We start from the raw sequence: 12931 nt of genomic DNA, 5'->3' as shown, positions 1-12931 counted from the left end.
TGGATATCCTTTTTGTACTGTTCTATTTTATATCTCTTACTAATTAACACTGCTTCAGTACAGCAAAAGCATATTATTTTTGCATTTGTCTGCTCAAACAAAAAAGCTCCAATCAAGGAGCTTTTTTATTTTTATATCGAAAGAACATTACTTAAACTGGTTAATATCTACATCAATTTCACCATTAGACAAATAAATAGGCGTCATATACTTCCTATCCCATGGATCATTTGATCTGTGAATATAACCTTCAAACTTACCTTTAACTCTATTGTTTTCTAATCTCAAATCAATAGTAAAAGGCGAATTAGATTCAGAATCAGTATATTGATAAACATAAGCAAAGATCTTTTCTGGATCTAAAGGATTTGACGTAAATGGTGAAAATTCTATACCTTCAAACTTTATATGAGAGTTGAAATCTGTTCTAAAAACAAGAAGAACTTTGTTTTTATGAATGGAATCAAGGATTAGTTCCGATTCAATAAAAAAACCTATTATTTCTCTATTTTCGTTTGTGTATTTTCCTTTTCTAATTTCTTTGAAATCCAAAAAATCATCATCGTAAATCATAGCTATAGAATCTTTGGTATGCTTTACATCGTCCACGTTATGATCAGATGAACACGAGACAAAAAGGGCAAAAAAAAAGATAAAATAAATAGTTTTCAATTGCATTATTGTACTTTTTTTCATCTTCAAATTATTTATAAGTTTCTAAAACAGTCGAAACAAACATATATTAATTGTGTTAATTAAACAATATAAGTCTTAATAGCCAAAACAAATTATCTAAAAAGATAGAGAGCGCCTTTTGAAGCACTCTCTATTAGAAAAAATAGAACTAATCTTTTTATTTTAACTCATCCTCAACTTCAACAAAAACAATAGGTTTATTCTTTTTGGGGATTTTGACAATATGAAAAGGTTGAGTCTCTACCAATGTAATATTTCCTTTATGTAAACGATCAATGGTGATCACAATTTCCTTCTCCTGTTCTTCCACCTTGACAACATCTATACTATGTCCTCCACTGCTTTTTACTTCATCAATTACAGTTAATGCTATTTCGTTGTTAAAATTAAGCTGTACCCTCTCTAATTTACTAGTAGTACGACTATTTCCATGTTCTAAATAAAAAATACGATCAAGTAACTCTTGCCATTCTTCCGCATTGTGTATGATACGATTCTCTCGTCCTTCTCCCACAACTAATCTACTTGACATACGATCATTCAAAATATTTTCAATAACTAAGGGGGTATTTTGGAACTCCCCTTGATTATCATCGCTATTGCAAGCTCCTAAGCCGAACAATAGACAAAGTAGTATTCCTATTTTTTTCATTTTACTTACTGTTTGATTATTAATCGTTGTGTTCCTACTAAACTTCCATCACAGTACAACAGTACCTCATAAAAACCATTGGCATAACTGGACACATTTAACACTTTTGATCTCCTTAATAGTCTTCTGATACTCTCCACTGATAATTTCAACCTCACCAAAATAAGTTGTTTCCTCTTTAGTCAAAGAAGTTATTTTTAAATTGTTTCGCTCCAATTTTGTCCGATCGAAGTCACTGGCTGCCCTAAAATTAACTCTAGTTTTCTCTAATACTAGCTCAACCTTTTTTCCTTGATGGTAATAAAAAGAACTTTAAGCTTTAGCAAATAACCCAAAAAACACAACTAAAACTAAAACAGGTACTCTATTTATCACAATATTCATTTTATATTTTATTTTAAAATTTAATTTTAACCTATATTATATTAATTTTAACACAAAAATAAACATTTTAAAACTTAATAAAAAATTAAATCCCCTTGCAATATGACTTTATAAGAAATGCCTCAATTAGAATACATCTATTGAAGCATTGTACAATATTTTTTTCCAATCTTAACATTCTAATCGTGAGACTGAATAATAATCTCTTGCTTATTTTTGTCCAAAAAAAAAGCAGTAAATAAAAATTTACTGCTTTGTTGTTTATTATTATAGTAGAAATGGCGCTTTATTTCAACATTTCTTTTAGTTCTTCTATATTTACCGTTTGTTGTTCTCCTGAGGTTAAATCTTTTACGGTGTATTTTTGTTGTTGCATTTCCTCACTTCCCGCTAATACAGCAAATGGAATATTCTTTTTATCTGCAAATTGGAATTGTTTACCCATTTTTGCTTTATCGGGATAAATTTCTGTTTTAATTCCCGCGTCGCGTAAATGAGCGGCTGCTTTCATGGCGTAACTCATTTCCTCATCACCTAAGTTTAAAAACATCACACGTGAAGATGCATTGACTGTTGTTGGGAATAAATTCAATTCTTCCATCACCAAATAGATGCGGTCTAATCCGAAAGAAATTCCAACACCACTCATGTCTTTCAGTCCGAAGATTCCCGTTAAGTCATCGTATCTTCCACCCCCACCGATCGATCCCATCTGAACCGTATCAGGAGCACCAATTTCAAAAATAGCTCCGGTATAGTAATTCAACCCACGAGCTAAGGTAACATCTAAATTCAATGTTGCTGTAGATAAGCCAATTTGTGCAATTTCTTTACCAACAAAAGCTAACTCTTCTACTCCTTTTGTTCCTTGCTCCGATTCGGATAAAAGCTGACCTAATTGAGCTATCTTTTCTTCAAAAGTTCCCGTAAAATTAAATAACGGTTGTACTTTCTCAATGGCTACAGCCTCGATGCCTTTCTCCATCATTTCTTTCTTCACTCCATCTTCACCGATTTTGTCTAATTTATCCAAAGCAACGGTGAAATCAATCAACTTATCACTAGCGCCAATTACTTCTGCAATTCCCGCTAATATTTTTCTATTGTTTAATTTAATGGTTACCCCTTCAATACCTAAAGCTGTAAATACGCGATCGTAAAGCAAAACTAGTTCTACTTCTTGCCATAGTGATTTTGAACCCACTACATCGGCATCACACTGATAGAACTCTCTAAACCTTCCTTTTTGAGGGCGGTCTGCACGCCAAACCGGTTGCATTTGGTAACGCTTAAACGGAAAATCCAATTCATTTTGGTGCATCACTACATAACGCGCAAAAGGCACTGTTAAATCATAACGCAACGCTTTTTCTGAAATCTGATTCGTCAACTTCAAGCTGTTCTTATCTGCCAATAAAGTTTCATCTACTTTGCTCAGGTAATCCCCTGAGTTCAAGATCTTAAAAATTAATCGGTCTCCTTCTTCTCCATATTTTCCCATTAGGGTCTCTAAGTTTTCAAAAGAAGGTGTTTCAATGGGATGGAAACCAAAATGCTCAAAATGATGACGGATTGTTTGCATAATGTATTGTCTTCTTGCTACTTCAATCGAAGAAAAATCTCTTGTCCCTTTTGGAATACCTGGTTTCTTTGCCATTTTAATTAATTTTCAAATTATTTAACCCTACAAAAATAGGTATTTTTTTGATACGCTATGCGTGATGCGTGATGGATGAAGGCTTTTTTGCTCGTTGCTCGTTGCTCTTTGCTCGTTGCTCGTTGCTTGTTGCTCGTTGCTCGTTGCTCGTTGCTCGTTGCTCGTTGCTCGTTGCTCGTTGCTCGTTGCTCGTTGCTCGTTGCTCTTTGCTCTTTGCTCTTTGCTCTTTGCTCTTTGCTCGTCGCACGTTGCTCGTCGTTCGATGCTCGTCGTTCGATGCTCGTCGTTCGATGCTCGTCGTTCGATGCTCGTTGCTCGTTGCTCTTTGCTCTTTGCTCTTTGCTCTTTGCTCTTTGCTCTTTGCTCTTTGCTCTTTGCTCTTTGCTCTTTGCTCTTTGCTCTTTGCTCTTTGCTCTTTGCTCTTCGCTCTTCGCACGTTGCTCGTCGCACGTTGCTCGTTGCTCGTTGCTCGTTGCTCGTTGCTCTTTGCTCGTTGCTCTTTGCTCGTTGCTCGTTGTAAAGCACAATTATCTTACAAATCCCATTTCTTTTTCTATCTTTACTCGTAACATTTCATTCTTTTCAGCTACTCATAGACTATGTGGAAAATAACGCTTGAAAATATAAAAATAGCCGCGACTAGTATAAAGAGTCAACTGCTTCGCACCTGTATTACGGTGTTTATTATCGCAATTGGAATATGGGCTTTAGTGGGTATTCTATCGGTAGTAAGTGCGTTAAAGAACACCATTGTAGAAGATTTTTCCTCCATGGGAGCTAATACTTTTACGATCAGTCAGTACGACACTGCGGGTAGAATAGCAAAAAATAAAAATAATCAATTAGAAAACCCCATCATTACATACGTCCAAGCGCTTGACTTCAAAGAGCGTTATCGCTATCCTTTTTCTGCCGTTTCACTATCTTTTAATGCGGCAACGAATATTGAGGTAAAAAACGATTACGTCAAAACAGATCCGGAGGTTAGCATTGTAGGGGCAGATGAGAATTACCTAGCCAACAGTGGGCTACAAATTGAAAGAGGACGTTCCTTGAGCTATACCGATTGCAAGAACAATCACTTTGTCTGTGTAGTAGGTTCTGATTTCTCCAAGAATATGTTTAAAGGACAATCGCCTATTGATCAGGTGATTTCCATTCGCGGATATAAATTTAAAGTCGTAGGCATCCTCAAAGAACAAGGCAGTACTTTTGGACAGAATGAAGATCAACGCATCTTTATTCCCATACAGATTGCCCGAAATATCTTTAATACAGCCAACATCAATTACACCATCAAAGTGGGTATTCTACAAGAAGGTTTGTTAGATGAAGCCATCGACCAAGCGACACTTGATTTTAGAAGCAGTAGAAATCTCGCGGTTTCTCAGGAATCTAATTTTGGCATTGAACGCAGTGATGATATGATTCGCTCATTAGAAAGTCAGGTAAGCATGCTAAATATAGCGGCTTGGTTAATTGGGATGATCACGATCTTGGGATCGTCTATTGCTTTGATGAATATTATGTTAGTTTCTGTTACAGAGCGAACCAAAGAAATAGGCATTCGCAAATCACTTGGAGCAAAGCGAAAAACCATTGCCCAACAATTTTTTACGGAAACCCTTATTATTGGGCAACTAGGTGGACTCATAGGCACGCTACTCGGCGTTGGAACAGCCTATTTGATGACTTCCTTGTTGCACTTTTCCTTTGCTATTCCGTGGTCTGCCATTTCAGCCGCTTTTATCACCACCTTAGTTGTCGCCGTTTTATCGGGATTATATCCCGCAATTAAAGCTTCTAAATTAGATCCAGTGGAAGCCCTTCGCTACGAGTAAATAAAAGAGATAAACAAGACGCGTTTAAGCCATATTGATGCGGTAGTGTTACAAGTCAGGTGGTGTGCCAGATTGATTGACGTTCAAATTCATCATTTTTAGGGAGTACAACAAAACAGCTTAATTGTTACTTTTGTATGAACTAACAAGCTTTCTATTTATGAACAATTTTTTTCTAGCTCTATGTCTTAGCCTATGTACTTGGGGTATTACACTTGCTCAAGAAGTTACACCAAAAACCATCGTAGTTAAACAAGGCGAAAAAACCTTGGTTATCGATCAAAAAACACAAAACATCACCTTAAAACCCGAACGCTTCAGCATTGAATTTCTAAATAAACCCTATCAGGATAAAAAGAAACTATTCTATGCAGCTAAAGCTATGTTGACAGACAACAGTCAATTTGTCAATGAATACGAATCCATGTCTTTTGATGACATTTCGTTTTTCAGTCCAGGTACTGGATTTGCTGCTCCCTTTGATAAAAATCAATTCTTTCCCTTTTTGAGTGAAGAGGGACATCAATATTTGTATTATGCGTCCAACAGCGATCACCGAATCAATAAAATAGGCAAACAAAAAGAATGGGATATTTACCAATGGAACCTCGATGGTGTTACTATCGATGGCAATGAAATTAAGTGGGAAGATTATCGCATTGGAGAATTGTATCTTTACTTTGTGGTTGACCAAAACTTAAATAACATCATTGATCCCGATGAACATCATTTAATTCGCATTACCTTTAAAAAATAACATTGCTGACCCAATGAGTACCAAGTAATTGTCTATGTCGTATTTTCCCAAGTTTTCATTTCCGTTTCTTCTATTTTTTTTGTGGTGTATGCTCAATGGTGTTTCCACACCTGCGTATGGACAGGAAATATTGACTTTATATAAGGAACAATACGACAAGACAGTTCCAGGCAGCGATGCGCGTTTTGATTTGGTTGGAAAATATGCACAAGCGCTCTACTTTCACGAAAGACAAGAACAAGCCCAACTGCTATTAAAAGAGAATATCCAACTGGCGGAACAGCAATCAGACAAGGCCCATGCTGCCTATCTCTACGCTATCTTGGCGATGAATGCCAAGCTCAATGAGCAGACAAAAGAGGCGAATAAAGCCATTGGTAAAGCCTTAACCTATGCCAAAGAAATAGATCACATTGAAATTAAAGCCTATGTCAATTATTGCCAAGGGTGGATTTATGTCAGAGACGATCAGGAAGCCAAAGCCGTTCAATCGTTTTTAACCGCTATTACCTGGTTTGAAAAAGCCCCTCAATCGCCAACTAAATTAAGCCGTTTATCTGCAACATACAAAGAGTTAACTAGCATTTACGCCAGTTGGGATGACTACGAATTGCAAGAAAAATACAGCAAACTCACTCTTGATGTAGCCATTCAACAAAACAATCCCAATTCGCTTTTTGATGCTTATATGATGATGGGCTATTTATATGAAAGTGAATTTTCTCAGAATAACAACAATATTTACGCCCGAGATTTAGCAGAAAACTACTATAAAAAGGCGATCAAAACCTACAAAAAGAATCAGGAATTAATTCCCTTTCGCTCGGATTTGGCTTTTGTAGCGAATAATTTAGCGAGTTTATACTTACGTGCATTTCCCAAACAGTACAAGGAGCAGGCGACCTACTACGCTACCCTAGCACTCGAACAAGCAAAAGAAAGTAATCAAGCTAATTTCCAAGCATCATCTTATGGAATCTTAGCTGAAATTGCCTTGCAACAAAACGAAACCAAAACCGCTACTGCTCATCTATTATCTGCTTTATCGTCCATTAATAGCACCAATTTACCTGATAAAAACACCCTGCTATCCATCTATGAGAGTTTGGCGTATTTACACGAAACAGAGGGGAATAACGAAGCAGCACTATACTTCAATAAGCTCTACTTGCACACTTATCAATCCATATACGATCAAGATAAGTTGGAAGTGAGTAAGCGCTTGGAAGCGCAATACGAAAAAGAACAACAAAAACAACAATTACTGACGCTACAATTGGCTGCTGAAAAAAAGGAGCAGCAAATTCAATTGATGAAAACGCTGGGGTTACAGCAACTTCAGGAATTAGAAAATCTGAAATTACTAGAAGAAAACCAACGCAAAAAATTAGAAATTAGCCAGTTAGAAACAGAAACTCACGCACAAGCGCTTAAGTTATCTCAGCTAGAAAATGACAACAAATTATTGGATATCCAGCATTTTAAGAAAACACTTTCCTATCAAGAGAAACTAAAAACATATTTCTTAGCTATTTCTTTAGCATTTGCCATACTGGTTTTTGTCTTACTATACGTCTATAAACAACGTACAAAGAGCATGAAGCAACAGAAGGAGCTTTATAATTTGGCTTTAGAGAAGGAAAAACAACACGCCAAAATTGCTACACTTACCGCGCTTTTAGATGGGCAAGAGCAAGAGCGATCGCGTTTAGCACGGGATTTACACGATGGATTAGGTGGATTGCTCTCTGGTACAAAAATTCAACTGAGTACGCTCAACAATAAGCTAGCAGCGGACAACAAAGCGGAGATGGATAAATCCATGGAACATTTAGACAATGCCGTGGATGAACTCAGAAGAGTAGCCCATAACCTAATGCCAGATCTTTTGATTAAATACGGCTTAGAAGAAGCTTTAAAAGAATATGCCAACCGCATGTCTTCCGACCAATTGGATATTGATGTACAGTTTTTGGGTTACACCCATACCCTCGAACAAGATAAACAATTATTGGTCTATCGCATTATTCAAGAATTGGTAAACAATGCATTGAAGCACGCAAACCCACAACAGATTATTATTCAACTCGTTGAAAATGAATATTCCTATATGGTAACTATCGAAGACGACGGCTGCGGTTTTGAACTAAACCAGGTGCAACAAACCCAATCAGCGGGATTACACAACATTCAGTCGAGAGTACAGTTCTTAAAAGGAGACTTGCACATCCATTCAGAACTAAACCTTGGAACAAGTATTGATTTTCAATTCCCAAAAAATTAACGCATGATAAAAGTAGCGCTAACGGACGATCATCCTTTGTTATTAGAAGGATTAAAAAACATATTAAACAAACAAGAAAACATCCAAGTCACAGGATGTTATCCTTCTATTGAAACCCTTCAAAAAGGCTTAAAAAAGAATCCCATTCACATTTTGTTGTTGGATATTAACCTATCGGACATCAACAGTTTGGATTGGATTAAACCCCTGAAGAAGAAACACCCAGAAATGCAAATCATCATGTTGAGTGTTCACAATGAGTATGCTGTGATCAATAGTTCCCTACAGGAAGGAGCCTCGGGTTACATTCAAAAAAATGCATCTGTCGATGAAATTCTACAGGGCATCTATGCGGTGTACAACCAAACTACTTTTTTGTGTTCTCAAACTCAACTGGTTTTAGAGAAGAAAAACAAAACAGGGTTGAACACCATTCCCAAACTTACCCGACGTGAAAAAGAAGTATTAGTCGAAGCTGCCCAAGGACTTACAACCCAACAAATCGCAGATCGCCTATTTATTAGTACACATACAGTGGACAGTCATCGAAAGAATTTGATTGAAAAATTTCAAACCTCCAATCTGAGTTCCGTCATTACCCTAGCTATTGAATACGGCTTGATTAAGAAAGCCTAATGCCCCATTTCTATCTCCTACTTAGTCACGCCCTAGCGAAGCATTTACGTTCAAATCGCAGGCTAAAAAAATATTTTCCCTATCTTTGTCCGAAAGTCATGCCTTTTTCCCTTAGTAATCTAATCGAATTCGGCACTATTCGCAAGTTTATAAAAATATTTTGCAAAAAGACTTTGTAAGATTCAAATGACTTTATATATTTGCACTCGGTTTTGGCGCAAGTATATCAAAGCTGATTTTTTTGAAAAGTAAAATACTAAGATTTAAAGATAAACGCAATGAGCAAGAGAACGTTTCAACCTTCAAATAGAAAAAGAAGAAACAAACATGGTTTCATGGAAAGAATGTCTACTCCAAACGGTAGAAAAGTATTAGCTGCTAGAAGAGCTAAAGGAAGACATAAATTAACTGTTTCTTGTGAAACAAAACATAAACATTAATGTTTTGATCAAAATATAAATAAAGGTGTTACTCATTTGGTAGTAACGCCTTTTTTTATACTTTGTTGGAAGCATCACAATACAAATCACACACACTATACTTACTTTTTTAGCAAAGTAGTAACTAATAAACAACACAAGAAAATGCCTAAAGACACTTCTATCAAGACCGTATTAATCATTGGTTCAGGACCAATCATCATCGGACAAGCTTGCGAATTTGATTATTCAGGTTCACAATCAGCAAGATCATTAAGAGAAGAGGGAATTAAAGTTATCTTAGTTAACTCTAACCCCGCAACAATTATGACCGACCCTTCAATGGCGGATCATATTTATCTAAAGCCATTAACTGCACGTTCAATTATTGAAATTTTAGTTGCTCATCCAGAAATTGATGCTGTATTACCTACTATGGGAGGACAAACAGCATTAAACTTATGTTTGGAATGTGATGAAAAGGGAATTTGGGCAGACTTTGGTGTTCGTTTAATTGGTGTAGATATTAACGCGATTAATATCACAGAAGACCGCGAACAGTTCAAACAATTATTAGAGCGTATCGATGTACCTGCTGCACCAGCAAAAACAGCGACCTCTTACTTACAAGGAAAAGAAATCGCACAAGAATTCGGATTCCCATTAGTTATTCGTCCTTCGTTTACCCTAGGAGGAACAGGAGCTGCTTTTGTTCACCATGCGGAAGATTTTGATGATTTATTAACTAGAGGACTTGAAGCTTCTCCTATCCATGAGGTTTTAATTGACAAAGCGTTATTGGGTTGGAAAGAATACGAATTAGAACTATTGCGCGATAAAAATGACAACGTTGTTATTATCTGTACCATCGAGAATATGGACCCTATGGGAATCCATACGGGGGATAGTATCACTGTAGCACCTGCGATGACGTTATCTGATCGTACCTTCCAAAAGATGCGCGATCTATCGATCAAGATGATGCGCAGTATCGGAAACTTCGCAGGAGGGTGTAACGTACAGTTTGCCGTATCTCCAGATGAAAAAGAAGATATCGTAGCAATCGAAATCAACCCTCGTGTTTCTCGTTCATCAGCCCTTGCTTCTAAAGCAACAGGATACCCAATTGCTAAAATCGCTACGAAATTAGCCTTAGGATATACTTTAGATGAATTGCAAAACCAAATTACAAAATCAACTTCTGCTTTATTTGAGCCGACCTTAGATTACGTAATCGTAAAAATTCCACGTTGGAATTTTGACAAATTCGAAGGAGCGGATAGAACCCTAGGATTACAAATGAAATCTGTAGGTGAAGTAATGGGAATTGGACGCTCATTCCAAGAAGCCCTACACAAAGCTACACAATCATTAGAAATCAAACGCAATGGTTTAGGAGCAGATGGCAAAGGATATACCAACTACGATCAGATCATCGACAAATTAACCCACGCAAGTTGGGACCGCGTATTCGTTATCTACGATGCGATTCAACACGGAATCCCATTGAGTAGAATTCACGAAATCACAAAAATTGACATGTGGTTCTTGAAACAATACGAGGAATTATATCTATTAGAAAAAGAAATTTCTAACTATACGATCGAAACTTTGCCAAAAGATTTGTTACTAGAAGCAAAACAAAAAGGATTTGCAGATAGACAAATTGCTCATATGTTGAAAACATTAGAGAGTAAAGTACACGAGTTGAGAGACAATATGGATATCCAACGCGTATTCAAATTAGTAGATACTTGTGCTGCTGAATTCCCAGCAAAAACACCGTACTACTACTCTACGTTCGAGGCAGATATTGAAAAAGCTGATGGAACGCGCTATGTTTCTAATGAGAGTGTTGTTACAGACAAGAAAAAAGTAGTGGTATTAGGTTCAGGACCAAACCGAATTGGTCAGGGTATTGAATTTGACTACTCTTGTGTACACGGAGTATTAGCGGCTGAAGAAGCTGGATATGAAACAATTATGATCAACTGTAACCCAGAAACAGTTTCGACTGATTTTGATACAGCAAACAAATTGTATTTTGAACCCGTATTCTGGGAACACATTTACGATATCATCCGCCATGAAAAACCTGAAGGGGTAATCGTACAATTAGGTGGACAGACAGCTTTAAAATTAGCGGAGAAATTACACCGTCACGGAATCAAAATCTTCGGAACAAGCTTTGACGCTTTAGACTTAGCAGAAGACCGCGGACGTTTCTCTACTTTATTAGAAGAGTTAAACATCCCTTTCCCTCAATTTGGTGTGGCGAAAACAGCAGATCAAGCGTTGAAGTTAGCTGATCAATTAGATTTCCCATTATTAGTTCGCCCATCGTATGTATTGGGTGGACAAGGAATGAAAATTGTCATCAACAAAAAAGAATTAGAAGAACACGTTATTGATTTATTAAACCAAATTCCTGGTAACTCGCTTTTACTTGACCATTATTTAGATGGTGCAATCGAGGCTGAAGCGGATGCTATCTGTGATGGTGAAAACGTCTATATTATCGGAATCATGGAACACATCGAGCCTTGTGGAGTTCACTCCGGAGATAGCCACGCCATGTTACCTCCTTTCAACTTAGGTGAATTTGTTTTAAATCAAATCAAAGACCATACAAGAAAAATTGCTGTTGCTTTACAAACAGTGGGATTAATCAACATACAGTTTGCAATTAAAGACGATATTGTGTACATCATCGAAGCCAACCCAAGAGCTTCAAGAACAGTACCTTTCATCGCTAAAGCGTATGGTGAACCTTATGTAAACTACGCAACCAAAGTAATGTTAGGCCAAAACAAAGTAACAGACTTTACCTTTAATCCACAATTGAAAGGATATGCTATCAAATCTCCAGTATTCTCCTTCAATAAATTTAGAGATGTAAATAAAACGCTTGGCCCTGAGATGAAATCAACAGGAGAAAGTATCTTGTTCATCGACAACTTAAGAGATGATCAGTTTTATGAAATCTATTCTCGTAGAAAAATGTACTTAAGTAAATAAAAACAAAAAACTCTTCCTCAATCAGGAAGAGTTTTTTTTATATTTTTATTTACTTTACTTAGTTTAATTTTCCTCTGCCAAATCCTTTTCCAGGAACATAGCTATAGTAAACACCTCCAGAACACACTTCATATTCCTTTCCTTTAATTCCTTTATTTGTTCGGATGATAAATACTGAACTTTCTACTACATTGGTCATTTTCGCAACGCTTTTTCGCAATTCTTTTAATTTGTATTCACTTAAAGCAACATCTCCTCTACTCCTCGCTTTCATTTCATCCAAATAGGTAAAATTACAAATGACATCTTCATCTACAATTTTCTTAACCGCCTTACTAGGTGAACTATTGGTTGATTCTTTACTTTGAGGTGTGACATTTCCTGATTGGATAGTGGCTGTAGTGACAACTTCAACATCTTTTTTTTCTTGTGCTTGCATTCCACAAACACATAAGAATATACCTAAAAATGCATAAAATATTTTTTTCATATCAGACTACGTTTTTACTTTATCTATTAACTTTTAATTATGGGGTAAATTAAAATAGGAACTACCTATCCTAAATCCATACTAATTTACAACAAAA

At 36.5% G+C, this 12931-nt stretch carries 11 protein-coding genes; 6 read left to right on the top strand and 5 right to left on the bottom strand.

The features are described from left to right. Window positions 1–147: 147 nt before the first annotated feature. From H4K35_RS12290 to H4K35_RS12275, 4 genes are all read right to left on the bottom strand, one after another. Window positions 148–696, bottom strand: coding sequence for a hypothetical protein (locus tag H4K35_RS12290; RefSeq protein ID WP_182628261.1), 549 nt, complete (start codon window positions 694–696; stop codon window positions 148–150). A 157-nt stretch (window positions 697–853) separates the two neighbouring features. Beyond that, entirely contained in the window at window positions 854–1348 is a 495-nt protein-coding gene (locus tag H4K35_RS12285) for a protease complex subunit PrcB family protein (protein ID WP_182628260.1), read from the bottom strand. A gap of 670 nt (window positions 1349–2018) precedes the next feature. Further along, a complete protein-coding gene (gene hisS / locus H4K35_RS12280; protein ID WP_182628259.1) occupies window positions 2019–3389 on the bottom strand; it encodes a histidine--tRNA ligase in 1371 nt (456 codons plus the stop codon). A gap of 17 nt (window positions 3390–3406) precedes the next feature. Then, the gene (locus H4K35_RS12275; protein ID WP_182628258.1) at window positions 3407–3916 is read right to left on the bottom strand and encodes a hypothetical protein; all 510 of its coding nucleotides are present in this window, start codon (window positions 3914–3916) and stop codon (window positions 3407–3409) included. A gap of 72 nt (window positions 3917–3988) precedes the next feature. Between H4K35_RS12275 and H4K35_RS12270 the strand changes: the two genes are divergently transcribed. The 6 genes from H4K35_RS12270 (at window position 3989) to carB (ending at window position 12344) form a co-directional block, all read left to right on the top strand. Further along, window positions 3989–5230, top strand: a complete 1242-nt coding sequence (locus tag H4K35_RS12270) for an ABC transporter permease (protein WP_182628257.1) — start codon at window positions 3989–3991, stop codon at window positions 5228–5230. Between the two features lie 160 nt (window positions 5231–5390). Continuing rightward, complete coding sequence (locus H4K35_RS12265; RefSeq protein ID WP_182628256.1) at window positions 5391–5987, top strand: hypothetical protein; 597 nt, start codon at window positions 5391–5393, stop codon at window positions 5985–5987. 34 nt (window positions 5988–6021) lie between these two features. Then, window positions 6022–8271: a sensor histidine kinase gene (locus H4K35_RS12260; protein ID WP_182628255.1), complete on the top strand. Its 2250-nt coding sequence runs from the start codon at window positions 6022–6024 to the stop codon at window positions 8269–8271. Between the two features lie 3 nt (window positions 8272–8274). Continuing rightward, window positions 8275–8907, top strand: coding sequence for a response regulator transcription factor (locus H4K35_RS12255; RefSeq protein ID WP_182628254.1), 633 nt, complete (start codon window positions 8275–8277; stop codon window positions 8905–8907). 278 nt (window positions 8908–9185) lie between these two features. Further along, window positions 9186–9347 (top strand): 50S ribosomal protein L34, encoded by a 162-nt coding sequence (rpmH, locus tag H4K35_RS12250; protein WP_002990519.1) that lies wholly within the window; start codon window positions 9186–9188, stop codon window positions 9345–9347. Window positions 9348–9491: 144 nt separating this feature from the next. Further along, on the top strand, window positions 9492–12344 hold the full coding sequence (gene carB / locus H4K35_RS12245; RefSeq protein WP_182628253.1) for a carbamoyl-phosphate synthase large subunit: 2853 nt from the start codon (window positions 9492–9494) through the stop codon (window positions 12342–12344). A 58-nt stretch (window positions 12345–12402) separates the two neighbouring features. On the opposite strand, the gene H4K35_RS12240 is transcribed toward carB, so the two are convergent. Next, window positions 12403–12834: a hypothetical protein gene (locus tag H4K35_RS12240; protein ID WP_182628252.1), complete on the bottom strand. Its 432-nt coding sequence runs from the start codon at window positions 12832–12834 to the stop codon at window positions 12403–12405. Window positions 12835–12931: the final 97 nt, after the last annotated feature.

The sequence above is a fragment of the Myroides sp. NP-2 genome, from assembly GCF_014145665.1.
Classification (GTDB): Bacteria; Bacteroidota; Bacteroidia; order Flavobacteriales; family Flavobacteriaceae; genus Flavobacterium.
This window is presented reverse-complemented; position numbering and strand designations above follow the sequence as displayed.